This window comes from Methanosarcina sp. (assembly GCF_049706645.1).
Classification (GTDB): domain Archaea; phylum Halobacteriota; class Methanosarcinia; order Methanosarcinales; family Methanosarcinaceae; genus Methanosarcina.
Genome location: NZ_JBNAKP010000038.1, coordinates 57,151 through 77,443, shown reverse-complemented (window position 1 = coordinate 77,443; position 20,293 = coordinate 57,151). Strand labels below are relative to the sequence as shown.

16 protein-coding genes are annotated in these 20,293 nt (G+C 38.5%); 4 read left to right on the top strand and 12 right to left on the bottom strand.

Features of this window, described 5'->3' with window-relative positions:
* Positions 1-375 precede the first annotated feature (375 nt).
* On the top strand, positions 376-1,917 hold the full coding sequence (locus ACPK8D_RS13510; RefSeq protein WP_424718383.1) for a hypothetical protein: 1,542 nt from the start codon (positions 376-378) through the stop codon (positions 1,915-1,917).
* Positions 1,918-2,099: 182 nt separating this feature from the next.
* On the opposite strand, the gene ACPK8D_RS13505 is transcribed toward ACPK8D_RS13510, so the two are convergent.
* From ACPK8D_RS13505 to ACPK8D_RS13490, 4 genes are read right to left on the bottom strand one after another with little or no spacing between them, the layout of a single operon-like run.
* The gene (locus tag ACPK8D_RS13505) at positions 2,100-3,056 is read right to left on the bottom strand and encodes a glycosyltransferase family 2 protein (RefSeq protein ID WP_424718382.1); all 957 of its coding nucleotides are present in this window, start codon (positions 3,054-3,056) and stop codon (positions 2,100-2,102) included.
* 37 nt (positions 3,057-3,093) lie between these two features.
* Positions 3,094-4,311 carry a polysaccharide pyruvyl transferase family protein gene (locus tag ACPK8D_RS13500; protein WP_424718381.1) on the bottom strand — a complete coding sequence of 406 codons (1,218 nt, stop codon included), beginning with the start codon at positions 4,309-4,311 and terminating at the stop codon, positions 3,094-3,096.
* On the bottom strand, positions 4,304-5,701 hold the full coding sequence (locus ACPK8D_RS13495; RefSeq protein ID WP_424718380.1) for a Coenzyme F420 hydrogenase/dehydrogenase, beta subunit C-terminal domain: 1,398 nt from the start codon (positions 5,699-5,701) through the stop codon (positions 4,304-4,306). Before ACPK8D_RS13495 ends, ACPK8D_RS13500 begins: the two co-directional genes overlap by 8 nt.
* Entirely contained in the window at positions 5,679-7,253 is a 1,575-nt protein-coding gene (locus tag ACPK8D_RS13490; protein WP_424718379.1) for a lipopolysaccharide biosynthesis protein, read from the bottom strand. Before ACPK8D_RS13490 ends, ACPK8D_RS13495 begins: the two co-directional genes overlap by 23 nt.
* 426 nt (positions 7,254-7,679) lie before the next feature.
* Between ACPK8D_RS13490 and ACPK8D_RS13485 the strand changes: the two genes are divergently transcribed.
* The gene (locus ACPK8D_RS13485) at positions 7,680-8,411 is read left to right on the top strand and encodes a glucose-6-phosphate isomerase family protein (protein ID WP_424718378.1); all 732 of its coding nucleotides are present in this window, start codon (positions 7,680-7,682) and stop codon (positions 8,409-8,411) included.
* 329 nt (positions 8,412-8,740) lie between these two features.
* On the opposite strand, the gene ACPK8D_RS13480 is transcribed toward ACPK8D_RS13485, so the two are convergent.
* From ACPK8D_RS13480 to ACPK8D_RS13455, 6 genes are all read right to left on the bottom strand, one after another.
* Positions 8,741-10,234 carry a lipopolysaccharide biosynthesis protein gene (locus ACPK8D_RS13480; protein ID WP_424718377.1) on the bottom strand — a complete coding sequence of 498 codons (1,494 nt, stop codon included), beginning with the start codon at positions 10,232-10,234 and terminating at the stop codon, positions 8,741-8,743.
* Between the two features lie 573 nt (positions 10,235-10,807).
* A complete protein-coding gene (locus ACPK8D_RS13475; RefSeq protein ID WP_424718376.1) occupies positions 10,808-11,854 on the bottom strand; it encodes a polysaccharide deacetylase family protein in 1,047 nt (348 codons plus the stop codon).
* Positions 11,855-11,907: 53 nt separating this feature from the next.
* On the bottom strand, positions 11,908-13,338 hold the full coding sequence (locus ACPK8D_RS13470) for a nucleotide sugar dehydrogenase (RefSeq protein WP_424718375.1): 1,431 nt from the start codon (positions 13,336-13,338) through the stop codon (positions 11,908-11,910).
* A 96-nt stretch (positions 13,339-13,434) separates the two neighbouring features.
* Entirely contained in the window at positions 13,435-14,373 is a 939-nt protein-coding gene (locus tag ACPK8D_RS13465) for a UDP-N-acetylglucosamine 3-dehydrogenase (protein WP_424718374.1), read from the bottom strand.
* A 45-nt stretch (positions 14,374-14,418) separates the two neighbouring features.
* Positions 14,419-15,501 carry a DegT/DnrJ/EryC1/StrS family aminotransferase gene (locus tag ACPK8D_RS13460; RefSeq protein WP_424718373.1) on the bottom strand — a complete coding sequence of 361 codons (1,083 nt, stop codon included), beginning with the start codon at positions 15,499-15,501 and terminating at the stop codon, positions 14,419-14,421.
* Positions 15,502-15,565: 64 nt separating this feature from the next.
* Positions 15,566-16,234: a DapH/DapD/GlmU-related protein gene (locus ACPK8D_RS13455; protein ID WP_424718372.1), complete on the bottom strand. Its 669-nt coding sequence runs from the start codon at positions 16,232-16,234 to the stop codon at positions 15,566-15,568.
* Between the two features lie 805 nt (positions 16,235-17,039).
* Between ACPK8D_RS13455 and ACPK8D_RS13450 the strand changes: the two genes are divergently transcribed.
* The gene (locus tag ACPK8D_RS13450) at positions 17,040-17,240 is read left to right on the top strand and encodes a hypothetical protein (protein ID WP_424718371.1); all 201 of its coding nucleotides are present in this window, start codon (positions 17,040-17,042) and stop codon (positions 17,238-17,240) included.
* A 405-nt stretch (positions 17,241-17,645) separates the two neighbouring features.
* On the opposite strand, the gene ACPK8D_RS13445 is transcribed toward ACPK8D_RS13450, so the two are convergent.
* Both ACPK8D_RS13445 and ACPK8D_RS13440 read right to left on the bottom strand, forming a co-directional pair.
* The gene (locus ACPK8D_RS13445) at positions 17,646-17,996 is read right to left on the bottom strand and encodes a carboxymuconolactone decarboxylase family protein (RefSeq protein ID WP_424718370.1); all 351 of its coding nucleotides are present in this window, start codon (positions 17,994-17,996) and stop codon (positions 17,646-17,648) included.
* A gap of 680 nt (positions 17,997-18,676) precedes the next feature.
* Positions 18,677-19,201, bottom strand: a complete 525-nt coding sequence (locus tag ACPK8D_RS13440) for an N-acetyltransferase family protein (RefSeq protein ID WP_424718369.1) — start codon at positions 19,199-19,201, stop codon at positions 18,677-18,679.
* Positions 19,202-19,674: 473 nt separating this feature from the next.
* Here ACPK8D_RS13440 and ACPK8D_RS13435 point away from each other — a divergent pair, with 473 nt between their 5' ends.
* Positions 19,675-20,154 (top strand): hypothetical protein, encoded by a 480-nt coding sequence (locus tag ACPK8D_RS13435; protein ID WP_424718368.1) that lies wholly within the window; start codon positions 19,675-19,677, stop codon positions 20,152-20,154.
* The last annotated feature ends 139 nt before the right edge of the window (positions 20,155-20,293 follow it).

Below are 20,293 nucleotides of genomic sequence, written 5' to 3'. Positions count from 1 at the left end.
TACAAAAGTTTGCATCTAGGAATGTGTATTATGAATGTAACTCTAAAACAAATTAATCTGAAATCAATTGAATTTGATTTGTTATTTGCCAGATTAGCAATTATATTATCAGTATTCTGGACAATCGCCAATATCTATTTTGCTAACATATCAAGAACTCTTTTTGGATTAATTATTTTAATATTTTGTGTTATCTGGATCAAAATCAGAAAAAATTCATCCTTAGATTTTCATATAGTTTCTAAGCATAATAAACATAAGAATATTCTCTATCTATCTTTCTTCACGCTCTTTTTTGTGCTGAGCATTCTCTCTTTATATTTAAGACCTTCATTTTACGAAAGGCCTCTAATCTATTTTATAATCATGTCTCTGGTGTCTGGAATTATCTCTGCCGAGATTATATCTTTTCAAAAGAAGATGACATCAATCATTCTTTTCCAGATCATTTTATTGGGGACTTCAATTGCCTGGTCACAATTATTAGTATTTCCAAGTTTGCTAGGAGTAGATCCTTGGTATCATCAAAACATTACATTACAAATAATTCAAACTCATTTTATTCCATCAGAATTTTCATATTCAAAACTTCCATTATTTCACTTATGTATCGCTCTTACCTCTATAATTACAGACATGGACTATAAGTTTGCAACCATGTTGTCTGTTAGTTTTTTACAATTAGTATGCAACATATTACTTATATTTCTACTTGCGAAGTTTACTTTCAATAATACGAGAGTAGCCTTATATTCTTCTTTATTACTGGCTCTTTCAAACTATCACATACGTATGAGTTTCTGGTCAATTCCAAATTCTCTTGCTCCAGTATTCATTTTGATGATTCTGTATTCGTTACTAAAACTAAGAATAAATCATAAGTTAATTAGTGTGTTAATTTCAATAATATTAATGATCTCTTTAGTTTTAACGCATTCAGTTACTGCATTATATATGGCAATAATTCTTCTCATTGTTTGGATATTTTTTTACTCCTATAACCTAATTTATTTTAATATACATAAACCTCCTTTCACATTTTCTTATATCACACTCTTTGTTGTTTTTATGTTTTCTTGGTGGACTTATGCTTCAGGGCATATTACCACATTAGCTAGTTTAATAAAATTTGGATTTAGTATGGATATTTTCATTCATACCCCTGCAGAATTGATTCAGCAGCATATTAACAATGTACCACTTTTCGAAAGAATCTTTAATTTTTTGGGTACATTATTATACTTTACAGTTTCTTCTGTTGGGTGTTTTTATATGATCTCTAATCGTTATGGAACCAAATATTCTTTTTGTGTACTTTCAGCGGGAATTACTCCTTTAATATTAAATTCATTTTGTAGTATTACTTCTCGTAATATTATCTCGGAAAGATGGCTGTTTTTTTCGCAGATATTTTTATCTATACCACTTGCCGTGTCAATTTTGTTGTGCTGTAATGCTGTTAGACATGATAATCTTAAAAAGACATTCTTAGTGAGCACTACAATAATTCTTGCATTCCTGTTAATTGTCAGCCTCCCGGCAAATATTGATTATGATAAGTTTTCTTCACATAGTTCTATGAGAGAAGCGTTAACTACCTCAGAACTAAAAGCAATTAAAACGACCTCAAGTTTTTGGACTGGTCCCATTAAAACAGATAATTATTATGCACGTTCAATGTCCTATAATTATGATACGTATACGTTCGATAATGAGTTATTTTATAGTTCTACCTCTAGTCTACAAGATTATCTCATTTTAATAAGAATGGATCTCATAAGTAAGCCACTTAAAATTTTTTCTTCAATATATCTTCCAGATCATGATTATATCTCTGAACTTATATCCGAGCTCAAAATAGAAAAGTATTCAAAAATTTATAGTAGCGGATCTGTTTATGGATACTTGAAGCATTAATCTCGAAAGAACTCTTAATTAAATATAGGAATAGAGTTGAGATATTATAGTTTAAAACCTTAAATTTTAAGGTTTAATTTATTTGGTTCCATAAAATATTTATTAAAGTTACAGCGCTGACTTTTCCCTATACAATTTGTAAAAGTGATGCTTCCGCATTTGGATTTTTATTAATACTGGTTTCATGGGGCTTTAATATACCCTTTTATGTTCCTTTTAACTGATACTATCTTACTAAAAACTCTATATGGAACAAAAGACCAAAAATACCAAAATAACTTTTCCTTGTATAATAGTGTTGTCTTACAACTTTTAAGCATCCTTCGTGATATCTCTGGATATCCCCTATATAAATTATGTACTGCAGCAATAATTTTATATCTAGCGACGCACTCTTCTAAGTCTTTTACTATACTTTTTTGAACCTCTCCATTAATTATAGCCATTTCGGCTTTCTTTATAAATGGATGCTCTACTAACTCTTCCCGTTTACATGCTCTATTTGTCGCTCCTTGATGATAAATTGCTCCAATTTGCCAGCTAAATGCAACAGGGTGTTTTAGTGCTATTCTTCCCCAAAGATCGTCGTCTTCTCCCCACCATGCTCCGACTTTAAATCCACCCTCTGTTAATAGTATTTTTTTAGGAATGCACACTGCAGAGGAACAAACTGGATGTTCCCCTTTAGCAGCAGATAAAAAATAACTTTTTAACAATCCTTCCCACGGAGCAGGAGGTATTTCTCTATAATTTGCGATTCGTTTCTCTCCTTCTGAATCGCAAAATAGATAGGCAGAAGCATAAATTCCCGCTTCGGGATATTTTCCTCTAAGTCTTAATACTGTTTCCAGAAAAGTTGGAGTCCACTCATCATCTGCATCTAAGAAAGCAACCAAATCCGATTTTGCTTCATGTATTCCTTTATTCCGTGCAGCAGAAACCCCTGCATTCTGTTGGCAGATTAATCGAATTCTAGAATCTTTAAAATTTTTAACTACATTCGTGCCTTTATCAGTTGAGCCGTCATTTATAATAACTATTTCAAAATCCGAAATAGTTTGAACTAATAAGGAATTAATTGTCCTTCCTATATATGGCTCTTTATTGTAAAGAGGAATTATAACTGAAACAAGTGGCATTTATATCCCTGTCCCATATTATTTTTATGAAGAAAAGTCATTCCGTGATTTTTTGAAGACCCTGGCCTGCTAAAAGAGCTTTATTTTTTATCTTCGGTATAGAGATTTTTAAATGTGATCTTATTTCATCGCTTTCTTTTAAGATATTCTCTATTTTATCAGCCACAGTTTTTGAACTCAGCTTTTCCGGGTTCATACAGTAGTTATCATGTCCAAATATATCTTTATTAATTCCCTTCGCTTTGACACTATATCCAAAACTTAAAGTTGGAACATTTGAAGATAAAGCGGCAATTGTTGAATGGGTTCTAGCTCCTGCAAAAACTTTCATTTTGCTAATAATCCATTTTGTCTCTGAAGCGTTGTATATAGGAGGAATCAAGACAGTTCTTTCTTCTGAATCCTTTATCTTTTCTTTAACTTGCTTTAAAAATAAATAATCATTTGAAATTGGAATAGTTACATGTGGGATTAAGTATAATTTATTTTCAGTTCTTTTTATTACTTCTTCTAAAACTCCAGCTGCTATGTTTATCCAGGATTCAAGGCTTTTATCTCCTACATATTTTGCCATCAATGGGCTGAGATTTATCCCTATGGATTCCTCTTCAATTTTTATTTTTGGTTGGGGTTCCTGAGGGTCCATTAAAAAGGCTGGATCTGCTGTTTTATATATATTATCTTTCACTCCTATTTTCTCAAGATATTCTATTGTAGCTGATTCCCTGACAAAAATTCCGTTTACACGCTGAAGATGTTTTTTCATGTATTTTTCATATTCTGGAACCCTATCAAAAGGCCCTACTGAAGCACCCCAAATGATCATTGGCTTTTTATTCTCCAGTACAAGATCGTCAAGCCCAGTGAAAGCCCTTGGAATACCATAATCTAAAGAATAGTTATCGCCGCCAACAGATAGAACAGCTTCTGCCTCGTTTATAGCGGGAAATAGCTCTTTATATACAGATCTCATATACTTTTTTTCTGAAAATTTTCTTTGAATAAATTGACAAGCCCACTCGGGGCTAAACATTTTCTTATTTCTATTTGTTTCCCTATGGATTACTTCAGAATCATATTCTTTTATTATCTGCTTTTCAAATTGTTCATGATTTTGAAAGTGACTTAAGCACAAAAAAGAAGGGTCTTTATAATGATTTCTCAATATCTTCACAGTTCCTCTTACAATCGCTTCACAGCCTCTATTCTCATATGGACCATTTCCTGCCAGAATAAACATAGGTCTTTCATTCATCTTTCCTTTCCTCCCTTTTTGCTAATTTTTTAATCACCTGAATTGGGAATGTAAATTTTTCAATCAGTTTAAGTTGCTTTGTCTGCTCAATATATGGTTGCATCCCATCTCTGAATATTTTTACATCCAGAACCCTGTTCTCGCAGCAGTCTAAAAAAAGCTCTTTACTTTCTTTTTGCATTCTGGTTTTAAGTTTAATTTCTCTTCTTTTCAATAATCCAATCTTTTCCCCTGCATGAATTCTTTTTTCAGGTACTTTCTGTCCCTCTTGAAGGGCTACATACAACCGGCGAGAAAGTTGATTTCTTTTGAGGTCGAGAACTCCCATCTGACTTTTTACTACTCTCTCAATTGGTATTTTACTGATACTGATTTCCTGTTCTTCCATTCCTTCTTGAATAATAGCCAAAATTTCAGGGGATCTTACAAGTACAAGATTTGTACCCATACTATCCTTGGCATATTCTGGAAGCCAGGCATCCATAAATGTGATATCTGCAAGCTCTGCAAACACATCATCACAATAATTGCATGCATTAGGAGTAAACCATCGGTTGACCCACGCTTCAGATACTCCTTCATCCCAGAATATCTTATGTTGTGATCCATATTCATCGGTGGATTGGAAATAAAAATTACTTGCAGATTTTTCAGGGCTTTTTCCTCTATAATAAACACCTTGAACTTTCGTTGAGTCATTATTGCCTGCTAGCGCTACGATGTATTTTGTATAGTTTTTGCTTTTCATTTGGCCACAAACAAGACCTATTGTGAAGACAATCCTTTTTCTTAGCTTTCTGTTCTTCTGGGCAGCGAGCCTGAGAGCTTTTATAAAGCAGGGTAACCCAGTAATAACATAGCGGCCTGGGGTTTCCAAAATTTTTTGTATTACTTCAGACATTTCAACAGGGTAATATACTGATCCTGAAGCAGCCTTTACAGAATTTCCGTCTCTTAAAACTTCAAAACTGAATAGTCTCTCCGGATCTCTTTGAGGAGTCGGGCAGATTACATAGTCAACAACATCTTCCTTCAATAACTTTGTAAGAATCCAGGTTGCCATACCTCCTGATGCACTTTTCTGTCGGAACTCATTTGAATATCCAGCATAGCAATCAAGGTAATAGCCTGTTTCAGATCGATACTTCATTCCTTCTGTGCTTCCGTAAATTTTTTCTCCCATTTGTGTTTCATTTTCATTACTACTAAATGGGCAAACTTCTAGGCATAAACCGCAATGGAAATCGCATACCTGAGCTTCGGATGGGATATACTCTCCATACTCGTTATCCTGAATTTTCAGGATTTTCTGTGGGCATATTCCGGCACAAGTTCCACAGCCTATACAGAGGTCATTTTTCGCTATCTCATCGATCACATTTGGCTTCAAGATTCAACCTGCTCCTTACTTCTATTGGTATAAATGATCCTGCAATCAGCTTTTCGAACTCCTTTAGTCCAAATTTCCATACTACTGACAGATAAACTGCAGTCAAAATAATTCCACAGATTAATAACGAAATTATGCCTGAAATCTGAAGATAATTCGCGACCAGACTAGATACCACTCCAGTCAAAACCATCGCAACCACTCCCGGAATCATGGAATTTAAGAATGTGTTTCTGGAGATCCCAAGCACTTTGGTAGCATACCATGGAGTAAAAAATGCGTTTTTAAGTGTCAGCATAATTGCTCCTGCCAGTGCAACTCCATAATAATTCCAGCCGGTAAGATAAGGAATAATTACTGCTAGCAAAAAATTTCCTACCCCCATAAAAAAAGTGACAATACCTGGAATCCTTACTTTATTATACGCCACATTAATTGCGAAGAGGGGCGTTACTGGCAAGTTAATTACAAGATGGGATAACATTAATACCATCAATAGGGAGAGTTTTGCAAATTCTTGGCCTACCCACAGTGTAAGAAGTTGAGGAGCAAATCCACAGATGTAACCAATTGGTAGCGCCATTGCAAGGCCTGTAAATTTTACAGTACTTTTTGATACGCTTATCAGCTCATCGATTTTTCCCTTTGCGTAATAAGTGAGAATTACAGGTGTCAGGACTCCCACAAGCATGCCTGCAATAGTACGCAGCAGTATACTCCATGTTAGTGCAATTGAGTATTCTCCACCTGCAATAGTACCAAATAATTTGTTCACAACTATCAGATCAATCTGAAGGAACAGGAGTGAACCTATCTGGTTAATAATCACCCAGCCGCCCATTTCCGTAATTTCGTTAACCTTTGATTTGCGGAAATCTTTTATATTTACCTTTAAATTGGGATTTATATTGCGTGAGAAAAATATTGTTAGAATAAAGGCAACTGCAGCCCCGATCAAATAAGCTAATCCGATGTAAATCAGGCTAGGGGAATAAATCCTGAACAATAATATAATTAGGCCGACCTGAACAACAATATTTATAGCGTTTATAAGATTCTGGAGATCAAGTCTATTATAGGCAAAGAGGGAAACTCCAAAATTGCTGCCCCATGCCCGTAATAAGAATGAACTTATCACTCCAAGAAAAAGAATTCTTGCAGCATCTTCCTGGCTGGCAGGAATTTCAAAGAACGAAGGTGCATAATATGAAATTAAGATTACAAAAGGAAGCATTAATAATATAATTCCAAGGGTTCCAAAAAGGGCAGTATTAAATGTTACATTAGCTTTTTTAAACTCCTTTTTTTGTAAATCAATAGTCAAGTATCGTGATACGGATGTATTTAATGACTGTACAACCAAGTTCACATAACCTGTCAGAGATGTAGCTAAGGGAACAAGTGCATAACTTGCTACGCCAAGAGAATCAATAAAAAATGGTACCAGGAACAAACCAATTATGATGTTTAATATAAAGTACAGAACATTAGCTAACAGATTCTTAGGTACCTGTTTGCTAAATGTTTCTTGGTTTTCAGTTAAATTAAGCAAATTTTTTCTCCTAAACATTGATTCTTCTACTGAGGTTCTCTTTAATTTATTCTCAGTTATTCAAAATACCCTGTTTTTCACATTCCCTTATTATATGACTCATTTTTATGATCTCAGGCCTGGTTCCGAGATTAATTACAATCTTCATACTCTTACCCTATCCTTATCTGGTGGTATCCCAAACAATCTGAATTTTTATTGAATAACACCTTAAATTATTTAAGCAATTTGGTTTATTTTTATTACCATTCCACCTTGATTTTTTTAATTCTCTCTTTCTTAATTATAATCCTGTTTTTGTAATAGTTACACAAAAATTTTTATAACTTCACTCGAAAATATAACATTCTCAAATTACTTCCAAATTGAAATTTTTCAAGATCATGCTAAAAATTTACCATTTTAAGCTGCAATGAGGGAAAAGAGATGCAAGACATGTTGATCTTTGGAGAAACCATCCGTGCTCCTGACGTAAGAACACTTTACGATATGAAAGAGGTCGTTGCTGACAGGGAATGGCTTAAAACGGCTGAGAATTTCGAGCTGTATTATATGTACAGGGAACTTGCACGGAGTGAAGAGGAATTCAGACTTATGAGGGAATTTGGGCTGAGGTATGATATTACTGTCATTCCACCGGCGAAGCTTGGAAAAGAATACGTGAAGACTGCAGGGCATTACCACCCGAAGGCTCCGAAGGCCGATGTTTCTTATACTGAAATCTATCAGGTACTGGAAGGATCTGCTACCTATATTCTACAGAAAGCCGGAAGGAAGGGCAGGATTCTGGACGTAGCTGTGGTTGAGGCTGAAAAGGGGGATATTGTCTTTGTCCCGCCTGATTACGGGCATATTACGGTCAACAGGTCGGAAAAAATTCTAAAGATGGCAAACTGGGTCTGCAGGGATTTCTCGTCGCTCTATGAGCCTTTCAAGATGTTTGGGGGTGGGGCTTATTTTTTGCTTGAAGATGGGTTTGTCAGGAATTCGAACTATGCCTCTGTCCCGAAAATCAGGTGGATTGAACCGGAGGATGCGAAAAAGTTTGGGCTTTCCCCTGGAGAGGACGTATATCGGCTGATAGAAGATTTACAGGTGCTCAGGTTCCTTAAAGAGCCACAGGCTCCGGTTGGCATTTTTGAAGCTGCTTTTTGTTGATTAGAGTCGATGGTAAAACATTATAAAGCTTTATGGACTTCCTGAAATCAGGAGCTTGATTTGATATGAGACCCGAAAAATGATCACTTAGCCGTCTCGTATCGGCTTGTAGTACTCTGAGCAAATTTCTGATCTGAAGTGGAAGTTATCGTTGAGGAAATAAGCTCTAGAAATTCAGGGATAGCAAGATCCGAAAAAATTTTATCCATTGGTATTTCTGCATTATAATTTCAAGAATTTATTTAAATAAGATTGTGTCAAATAAACATAAATTTCCGCTTCCTGCTGACAAAAAACTCTTTCACGAACTAGTGTTTTAAACCAGCTCATCAGGCTCGAAACTCTTTCACTATCTTTTTTATCTGTGCATCGGTTTTCAAAATGTAGAGGTAATATATCCCGATAATCACACCGGAAAAGACAACAAGCAGAGTCTGGTTTATTTCTGCGGTTTTGAGGGCAACAAGAACAATTCCTGCAGGGACAAATAGAACAAAATTCGAGAATACGATTTTCAGGGCTCTTGAAATCTTTACTCCGGAATAGGACATCATTTTCAGGCAAAGATAACCATATACCAGAATTCCTGAAACTGAGAAGAGAACAAGTGCCGTACGTGCACTTCCGAGCAAGCCACCGATCGTAAGGGATAGAAGACGCGTAATGAGGTTGAAAAAATTGTAATGAAAACCGAAATGATGTTTTTCGACGACAACGTATATAGTGGTTAATGGGGAAGAGATAAACCATATAAAAGCCCATAGACTCAGGATCTGCGTATAAACGCCTGCTTCTGCCCAGGCTTTTCCGAAAATAACCGTAAAGACGTCGCTGCCGACAATTGTCAGGATCAGTATCGGAAACATGCCTATAATCACAAGCATCCTGAAAACATTCTCAACAAGGGAAGGGAGAGTGCCTTCGGATAAAGCTCTTGATGCTCTCTGGAAAAACACCTGTGAAATCGAACCTCCAATGAAACTCATTGGCAACTGCAAAAGACGAAAGCCAAGGGAATAGAAACCTACTACTGCAGGCGTGAAAAAAGCTGAAAGAAGGAAAGCAGGAAGTTGCCACGAGACTGAGTTCATAAGGGCAGCCCAGGTGTCTATAAGCGAAAACTTACGGTACTTCTTAAATCCCTCATATACTTTTTTCCAGCTCAGGCTTTTCACAATTAACTTCCTATCATCTCTCCAAATTTGTCCTCCAAGCACAAATGTTGCAATAGATTGGCCGGTAAGGCTTCCAGTTATTAACCCGCCTGCACCGGCTTTCCCTGCAAGCCCAAAGCCTATCTGCGTTGTAGTAGCCGAGACCGAACTGAAGACTCTTGAAAGAGAAAGCCTTTTGAAAAGTTTTGTTCTTGAGTTCCAGTTATTCAGTGCGAGAAATAACCCATTTACAAAAATAAATGGAGGTACGAGCCAGAGATAGTCTCCTATCTGCTGAGAATTCAGAATATTAACTATAGGTTCCTTAAAATACCATATTATTGGAACGGTTAACCCACTTACAAACAGCACCGCCAGAAAACTTAGCCCTAACAGGTTTACAGCCTCTTCATGCGATTCAGGCAGCATTATGGAATATTCATACCTCATGCACGCAATGACGCTGATAATGCTGGTAATAGAAAGGTACAGAGCCCAGATTCCGAAATCTTCAGGGCCATACAGGCGGGTCAGCACAGGAGCAGATATAATCGTAAGGATTTGAGCAAAGGTTGTCCCGCCTGCAAGTGTAAGCACATCGAAAGCGAAGCTTTCCTTCTTGTTGTTATTAGATAGTTTCTCTGCTGCATCTGTTATTGTCTCATCCATATCCAGTACCTTAAACGAAGTTTCCTTTAGAGCTGAGCTCCATGTATTCCTGCATTTTCAAGCCATTTTTATCTTTGAAAATGCAATTCCTGGGGTATGATATTCTAAAGCTGATGTTGGATATCTGGCTTTTTTCTCTCTAAGCCCCCATATAAATAAACCCTCCCGAAATAAATTTGTCGGGTTCCTTATTTACATATACGGTAACAATTGAGCTCATATGATTTCTGCTCACCCTTAACATTACTTTATCATACTTTACCATAGGCTCCTTTTTATGGTTTCTGACGGGATGCCAGTTACGAACAGAGTTTAAATAGAGTGTCGCTGTTAACTTCAAAAGAATTCAGGGTACATAAAACTGGTAGCAATCGGCTTATCTGCATCAGGCACTTCGCACAGATGAGAAAAAAGTTTATTAATCAAATTTACTTGCAGTGTTGATTAATATTGTTTGGATTTAATAATACGTCTTAATTTGATTAATATTATCCTATTTATCCACAATACTTGATTTATGTTAGCCTCTTATAGTTGCCAGTTAAATACGCCAGAGTTGTATGGACACCTTTTTTAGTGTCTCGGTTCAATATTAGTAGACCACCAATTATATACTTCCTCTCCGCTTGCAATCCAGGCTTTTTTGCCGGAGACATATTTGAGGAATTTTTCGTAATATTTAAGGCTTTCTCCCTCAATACATGTATTATTATGCCACAGAATTGTAATTACGCCATTGTACTGCTCGACCTTTTCGATAAGATTTTTTATGAGTTCCCAGGCCTTTTTAACGTCAAGCCGCATGTAACTTCTTAATAAAGTTCGATCCATAACTATGAGGGGAAGCTCAATGATATCGATTTGTTTCCCGATATTTATGTTATAAGGCCTGAAAGGATGGCACATCCCATTTCTAAAACCAGCGCAGTCTGCATACCCGAATGTTGTATCATACTTAAAGTTTGCTTTGCTTAATAATTCCCATGTATCCGGCACTTTGAATCTTAAAAAATGATTTCTGTACCCTATAATCTGCTTGCCAAGAACCTTTTCAAGTCTCTGCTTTTTTTCTATCATGTCCTCAAAACTCTTGTAAGATTCGTGCCCTCCGTGCAGGCCTACTTCCCATCCATGAGAAGATATAAACTTTAATTCGGCTTCGAGATCCTCAATTTCGTAATTGAAGTCTTTTTCTCCAGGGCGCAAGGCGAGAAAATAAAAGCTAGACTTGGCATTGTATTTTGCCTCCAGCTCCATTATTTCTCTAAAGTTCCAGCAAGGATTACATCTTTTGTTAATTCTGGAAAAAGGTGTCTTTATAGCATCTGTTAAATTCCCTTTAACAAATGCTTTTGCAGTCCCGATGATCGGATAGAGTTTTTCCGGATATACCATGTCAATATCATGAGTAAGGCATACCGCGAACTTTTTTCCACCAGGGTATTCAGGGCGTAACCCGTTTTCCACCAGAAATCTAGAAACTCTCGGGTCAAAAACACTCCTCTGGCCGCTTAAATAGTAAGGAAACCTATCGTACTGGTCAGAGAGGGCTGAATTGTATTCTTCTTTTTTGGTAAACAGATCCCAGAGTTCCTCGTTTTGTTTTAGTTTCTCAATCATTTTTCTCGCCCTTTTTCCATATTGAAAGACTGAATTAATCCCTCAAAGAGAGTTTATGTTACTACTACATGTTCGTTCTTATCGCCTCTCCCAATCCCCTTATAGACAAATCCCTTGCCAATAAACTCATCCGGTTCAACTACATTTCTTCCATCCACGATAACCGGATTTACCTTTCCTGAAACTTCCTTTACCCAATCAGCCTTTACACCAAGGTACGCACTGTGTCCTGCAAGAACTACTACAGCATCCGCGCCTCTGATGACCTTTTCAAGATCATCCGAGATCTCAATCCCTGGATAGTTCACAACATAAGGGTCGTGCACCGTGACTGTCGCGCCTGCTTTCAGGCAGAGATCCCTGTAAGGTTCTGAAGGTGTGTTTCTCGCATCGTCCGAATCCCGAATGAAAGCCCAGCCAAGCATTGCAATCTTTGAGCCTTTAATCTCCTTTCCAATCCTTTTAAGTGCTGCAGCAGTCAGGTTATACATGTGGACAGGCATGAAATCATTAACTTTTCTTGCGAGTACATAGATTGAATCTGCACCTTCCGGATAATCAAGCTGCCCGTCTCCTATCTTAATTCCCCTTTCCAGGTGATATGTATCCTTGGTAAGGCAGTGACCTCCAACGCCCGCCCCTGGCCAGAGTACAGCTCTTGTAATCCCATCTCCTTTTAGACTATCCACCCCACTCCTGACGTCATACACGTTTATGCCCATCGCTTCACAGTAAAGGGCAAGCTGGTTGATTGCTGCAATTTGGAGATCACGGAAGGTGTTCTCTGCAGTTTTCGTGACCTCCGCTGCAGTTGCACTCATAGGAATTACTTTTCCTACAGTCAACACAGGAGAATAAAGCTCAACAGCTCGCCTGGTACTTGCTTCATTGATTCCGCCCACAATCCTGTCATGTTCCCTGATGTTCTTCAAAAGCCTGCCTACCATTACTCTTTCAGGGGCATGGGCAAGGGCAAAGTCTTCTCCTGCTTTCAGGCCTGACTCTTCTTCAAGAATCTGTTTTGCCATACCCTCGGTCGTGCCTGGGGTGATTGTAGACTCAAGAACAACGAGCGTGCCTGGTCTCAGGTTTTTTCCCACGTTTTTTATACCTTCAATGAGTGCGGAAAAATCAGGTTCCAGGTCTTTAGGATTTGCAAAAGGAGTTTGGATTGCAAGAGTGACGGCATCAAGTTCTGATATTCTTGAGAAATCGGGAGTACACTCGAACTTGCCGGCTTTAACAACTTTACTAATAAGGTCTTCGAGGCCTGGCTCTTCCCCCTTGAGAGGACTCTCTCCACGGTTGAGCATATCTATTTTATAACTTGAACTTTTTGAGTTGCGCTGGAAGCCGAGAACTTTATTAAAACACGGGGCATCTGCGAAAAGAACCGCTGAAGGAATACCTACATAGCCCATTCCAAGCACTCCTATTTTTTTGATTGGGCCTCTTTCCTTGAAAAGTTTTTCTAAGTTACTCATATTCATCACTTTCCAAATTGTTTTTTTTCAGGTTTTTCAAATCTTTCCTGTTTTCAAAGGTTTTCGAGATTTTACTTCTTCAGAGCTTTGTCTGCCTTATATTCCTACTTCAATCAATCTTTCTTCTTCGTAGGATTTTATGGCTGCCATTGCCACTTCAAGGGCATGTTTTCCATCTTCCCCACAGGGGTTCGGGTTTTTACCGTTTGCAGCACAATCTATGAAGTAAGTGAGTTCATTTTTCAGGGGTTCACTCTGTTCTACTTTGGCTTTTCTTATCCATTCGTTATCATGTAGCTGTACTGTCTGGTTAATGTAGTCCAGATAAGCAACACCCTTAACTCCGATCGCTGTCAGTTGCCTTACCTTATGCGGAGTTAACCAGTTTGTTTCCACAACTCCTGCAAAGTTATGGTCCATACGCAGGATAATTGAGGCATGATCTTCAAACGAGTGAATATCTGCACCTGCAATTGCATAAACACTATTTATTTTCTTTCCGTAAAGGTATGAGATCACATCTATATCGTGAACACCAATATCCAGGATTACTCCCACATCCCTTATCCTCGGGTTATAGGGTCCGACTCTTTTAGTCGAAATTGAAACTATCTTTCCCAGAATGCCTGAATTGATAATCTCTTTGAGTTTTATCACTGCGGGGTTAAAGCGTTCAATGTGCCCAACCATAAGGATTTTTCCCGCATTTTTTGCGGCTGCTATCATCAGGTCCGCGTTCTCAGTCGTATCTGCAATTGGCTTTTCCACAAGGACATGTACCCCTGCGTCAAGAGCATCAAGTACGACCTGCTTATGCAGCTTGGTGGGCACAACAACGCTTACCGCATCAAGCCCTTCGGCAAGCATTTTCTTATAATCTGTAAAGGCTTTTGTCTTGAATTGTGTAGCCATTGCTTCGACACGCTTCTGGTCTACATCCGAGATTCCGGCGAGCTCCACACCATTCATCTCACTATAAATCCTTACGTGGTTTTGCCCCATGGCACCTGTTCCTATTACTCCTACTTTGATCAAAAGTCTCACTTCCTGGTTCTGAGGATGTAGTGGCTGGAAAACTACTCAATCCTTTGCATAAAATTCTTTGGTCGCTTCGACTATTTCCTGCAAATCGGTTCTGGATAATGCTGGATGCACAGGCAGAGAGAGAACCTCTTTCGCTGCCTTTTCTGAGGCTGGCAAGGAATCTCCATATCCAAGTTCTATGTAAACAGGTTGTTTATGAATGGGTATAGGATAGTGGACTCCTGTTCCTATTTCTTTTTCTTTCAGGAAAGCTGCCAGTTGATCTCTCTTTTCTGCTCTGATCGTATACTGGTGGAACACATGGGTGCAATCGGCTTTTGTAACTGGAGGTACAACTCCGGGTATTCCTTTTAACCCTGCTGAGAGTATTTCTGCATTTTTCTGCCGGGTTGCGGTAAATCCGTCCAGCTTCCCGAGCTGTACAATCCCGATTGCAGCTGCAATATCAGTCATCCGCAGGTTAAAACCCAGCATTTCATGCAGATAGCGGATTTTTGAGCCGTGAGCCCGGATCATTTTTGCCTTTTCTGTAATTTCCTTTTCATTTGTAGTAAGCATTCCGCCTTCACTGGTTGTCATATTTTTAGTCGGGTAAAAGCTGAATGTTCCTGTCCCGAAGCTACCTACCTTTTTTGCAAGGCATTCAGCGCCGTGGGACTGGCAGGCGTCTTCAATCACAATAAGCTTACTATCATCTGCAATTTCCATTATCGCTTTCATGTCTGCAGGGTGTCCATAGAGGTGGACAGGCATAATAGCTCTGGTTTTTGGAGTAATTTTCTCCTGAATTCTTTCAGGATCTATATTATATGTATCTGATTCGATATCTGCAAAAACAGGTTTTGCCCCGGTGTAAAGGATGCTGTTTGCTGTTGCAATGAAACTGAAAGGACTCGTAATCACTTCATCTCCTTTTCCGATGCCATGGGCAAGAAGCGCAATGTGCAGGGCTGCAGTGCCAGAGTTCACAGCGGCTGCGTACTCACAACCAGTGTATTCGGAAAAAGCAAGCTCAAATTCTTCTACTTTCGGGCCCTGTGCAATCATGCCTGAACTCAGGACCTCTGTTACTGCATCAATCTCTTCCTTACCCAGCGTGGGCTTGGCAATTGGGATCATTTTGGGACCTCTTTTAATATCTCAATAATACTAATCTTACTTAACCTTGGTTTTTCTATTAAGTTTATATCCTATTCAATTCCTTTAAATCTTTGGGAAGTTCCTGTATTCTGGCAGGTACACCGACTGCAAGCTTCCAGGCGGGCACATTTTTTGTCACAAGTGCTCCTCCCGCAACCATTGCCCCCTCCCCGATTTCAACATCCGGAAGCAAGGTAGCGTTCGCACCTATAGATGCACCTTTTCTCAAAACAGGCCCCTTCAGTTCATACTTCTTTCGAATAGGATATTTATCATTGGCCAGAACCGCACAGGGCCCGATGAATACATTATCCTCGATAGTGACATTGGTCGGAATGTAAACATTGCCCTGAATGCTGACATTATTTCCTATCTTCACATGCCCATCTATAATGACGTTGGTTCCAATAAGGACATTGTTTCCAATTTCTGTATTTTCTCTGATCATTACATTATGCCCGGTTTTAAAATTTTTTCCGGTTTTTACGTTGGAAAATATCGTTGATCCAGCCCTTATAATCGAATCCGGGCCTATGGTACACCCTGGAAATTCAAAGTCTTCAATTTCGATGTTCTGCTTCAAGATCTCCATCAAGACCCTGTGTTCAGGGTATCCTAGAATCACATTTTCCATTATTACTGTGTCTTTCCCGATTACAGAAGTACCGTATATCTTAGAAGAGCTGTGAATTTTAAATTCAGTAGAGTTCATTTTTCCCCCCGTTTCTCTGGCTTTCAATTTGACCAGACAAACTTTCCGTTGGAGCATAAAAGTATCTGTCTACTTTTTGTACAGTTTTACATAACTTTTCGTTTTCACATTCCCGATGGACGGGCTAATCCATACTCTCAAAGTAAACCCCAAGGCTGATTGTTATTCCTTTTTCCGTCATCCACTCCCATTGATTTTCATAACTATCTTAATTTTTTAGTTCAATATACTTTGTAATTATTTAAGTGATTTGGTTTATCTTCCTATCCTCTTTTCCTTTCTAGTAAATTCTTCAATTCATCTTTTTCTTTTTTGCATTCAGAGTTTTACAGTACACTCTTGAACTATTATTTACAATGTTATTATCGCCATAACATATTAAATAACTTTATACCATAGAAGCTCCAGGTAAGTAAACAATGGAGCACATTATGGATTGAGTAAGAATTTCCGCTCCAGACGGCTAAAAATCGAGTATGGGTTTAACCAAGAAATTCGCCTAATCAAGGACTGTCTAATCAGAAAATTTGCCTTCTTTTAAGGTTTTCACAGGCAATCTACCATTATCAATTTCTTTTGATTGCAAAGTGAAACCACGGCATTTTTGTTATCTATTAAGGTCATTTTCTCCCTTTCTCCAAAGTCCAAATTTAGCATTTCTCCTCTTGATATTTGTCAGTGGTATGAGGAGGATTTTTATATCTTATTGCGTATTTGTCTCTTAATAAGCTAATCAATTCGAGGGGTTCTAACTACGCTTACAAGTTTAATTACTTCTAATTCAATTTCTTCAGGTACGCTCTCAATGGCGACCGTAATACCAGGAATTCCTGACGGTGCATCTGTGGCTACGGCAGTTTTACTTCTACTGCTTTTGCTCAGGGATTTCCTCCCGGTGTCCAAGCACTGGGAAAGTGCTGTGAAAGTTTCTTTAAATATGGGAATTATTCCACTGCTATTTTCCTTTGGTGCAATCGTTCTCTTTAAGCTTGTTGCACTCTTTTAATTACTTTAGAGGCTGCAGCCCGAAAGGCTGCATCAGCAGTCGGCAGAGTTGCGGCTCCCGAGTCACCGCCCTAGTTCCGTCTCGCCCGAGTCTCGTCTCGGGAGGACTGTTCGAACTGTGCTCTAAAACTATGCAGTGCGCTGCCCTTTCACTCACTTCGTTCGCTCAAGAGGGCTAATTTATGGACCAGAGAAATCGCTTCGCTCGCTCAAGTGGCTAATTATGAGCTCGTCTCAAAACCAGGTTTTTTCTTAAATCAATGAAAGTTTCAGATTATTTTCCATGATGGAAACTCTAGTGATAGTTCAAAATTCGAGATTTAGAGATCCAATTTTGGGTTTGGGATGAGCTCGATTATATACTTCGTTTAAACTGCGAGATTTTTACTTTACCGCAGTTCCCATATCAGTCTCCACAGCAGCACCCTTTCTTTTCGTCGGGTTTCTCAGGTTCTTTTTGCTGAAAAATCGAGTCATAAACGTTTTTGCCGTAAACGTTTGTCCAGCCGATCTGGGAACCGGCCGCTATGAACATAGCAACGGCAATGGCTTCGGCAATTTCCTGTTTACTGGCCCCGTGCGCAAGAGCCCTTTGCGAGTGGACATCTACACAGAACTGGCAGCGCATGAGGACTGAAGAAGCGATTGCAATCAATTCTTTGTTCTTACGGTCAAGCGCGCCTTTCTCAAAGATGGATTCTCTCAGATTTCCGAATGCTTCAGCGGTTTCAGGCAAGATATCGTTCAGGAATGACATTTTCATCCTCCGGTTTATTCCAAGCTTCGAACTTATAAAATACCAGAAGCCAAAAATCAAAGAAAATTGATATCCGAATCAGTTTTAAGATAGACCACTGCTTTTGCGAGCTAATTTTTAAGCTAAATGAGAGGTAGAACCTGGTTTCCCACCACCTGACAATCCTGAAAAACTACGGGATCGTCGAAGCCTAAATCAGCTCAAAATGGAATTTTTACAGGTTGAATCTTGAATCTGGAAATATCCTGAATATTATATAGCAGGTGCAAAATAAAAAATCAGAACAGCTCTTAAATAATATCAAAACTAAATATCAAACTAAATATCAAAATAAATATCAAAATAAATGTCAGAATAAATATAAAAATAAATATAAAAATAAATATCAGAATAAATTTAAACCAAGTCAGAAGACAATACTCTATGTAGCATACTAGTGGATATCATTGGTTTAGCACTAAATAACCCTGGATACAATTGATCTAAGGCGGCCAATTTAAGAGAAACTTAATTTGAAACACAGTATTTAAGATGCAATTAGTCTTAAATCAATTATTTTTAAGACTAATTGTATCTTAGAGATAATTATTCAAGATATAGCTGATTCGAGATTGATTTTAAAGATAGGAATTATGAATAACAGAAGAAACAAGCCTCTTATTCGCTCAAGATTGCTGTCCTCATTCCTGCCGGATCCAGGCCATAGGAATATCAGCTTCCAGTTCCCCTGTTTTGCCGGATATTCGTTTTTCAAGCCTGCCTTCAGCCCTAAAACCGAATTTCCTGTAAAATCTTATGGCTTTTTGATTGCTTTCCTTTGCAATGAGTTCAACCCTTTGGATTTCAGGATGCTTTGATTTTATTTCCTGCAAAAGGGTTCCGAAAAGTAATGTTCCTATCCCTTTACCCTGATAGTCCGGATGTACAGCTATTGTAAGGTCGCTGAAAAGGTGCGAAAAAACCCTTATACCCGGGCTACATGTGTGAACCTCCGCGATAAGGGTCCCTGGATTTGAAGGATCTTCAATTGCAAGAATAATGCCTGCTTCAAGGCATCTCTCGATAAAGTTTCGTACATAGGCTTCGGTGACCTCATCAGCTTGCCTTGCGATTCCGCCCGAGCGGGCTGCTACAGCCCTGTAAAGCGCCATAACTTTATGCAGGTCCGAAAGTTCGGCTCCCCTGACACTGAATTCCAGTTGCATTTTACCCAATCCCCTTTTTTAAGAAAAAAATCAGTATGACAGTATTAAAGCATATCCCTATTTGTGCCAGGATACAGGGAAGGCTGCCTTGAATCAGACCTGAGTCGGAAACGCAGATAATACGGCAGAGAATCCGGAAAGAGATTTTTCCCGTTGCAAGAAAAATCAATATATAAATTGCGTAATATATGTGCATGCCAAACTCTGTCTAACAGCGCTAAAAACAGTTTTAAGAGGGTTAATTCAGAATTCCTTTAATGACATCACTGGCTGCAGAATCATTCAGATTCCTTTAATGACCGTCATTGGCTGCAGAATCTCCGAAGATAAGGTATAATATATAGAAAAAGATCCTGAGCTTACTCAGGAAAAATTCAGGAGAAATATATAATCCTGTGGGTTGCTCTGAAAAATTCCAGAAAACACATTATAGAGCCTGAAAATTTAGTTAAGCTTTTATTCTTTCCTCTAGCATGTTAATACTGAAAGAAGGCAGAGATGAACAGGAGATGAACCGGCTGACGAGCAGAATTCCTTTTTCCAATACAGGCCAGGAAACTAATTTTGACAAGCAGTGGGCTTTTGAAATTGCTTATTTTACCCAGCATATAGGGACTGATATCAGGAATCTCGGAGATTTTCTGAACGCCATGGATTATGTTGAGTCGCGCCTCCTGGCATCAGAGATGAAACAGAGAGCAGAATATGAAAAAACCATCCAGCCTGACTTCAGGACTTCGGACGGCCTTATAAAAGCCCGAAAGCTATTCAACAGTTTTCTGGATGAGTGCGTTAATTTTGCCGAGCTTTTGAAAATCACAACAATACAGGAAGAAACCGGGTGTGAAGAAATCCTGGATAAGCCCGAACAAATCAGGAACTCAATCGACAGGCTGAACCTGCTTAAAGAAATGCTGACCGATGAACTTGGTTTTCACGGCTGGTACTACTAAACAGGTTGTGGGGCTATTGAACAGGCCGTATAAGCACGTTTTTATATTCCTATCTGTAAGTGCTGCCTGTAAATTTCTAAGCATTATTTTAATCTGCAACCGCTGCCTTTAACCGTAATCATTTCCTGCAACCTTCATT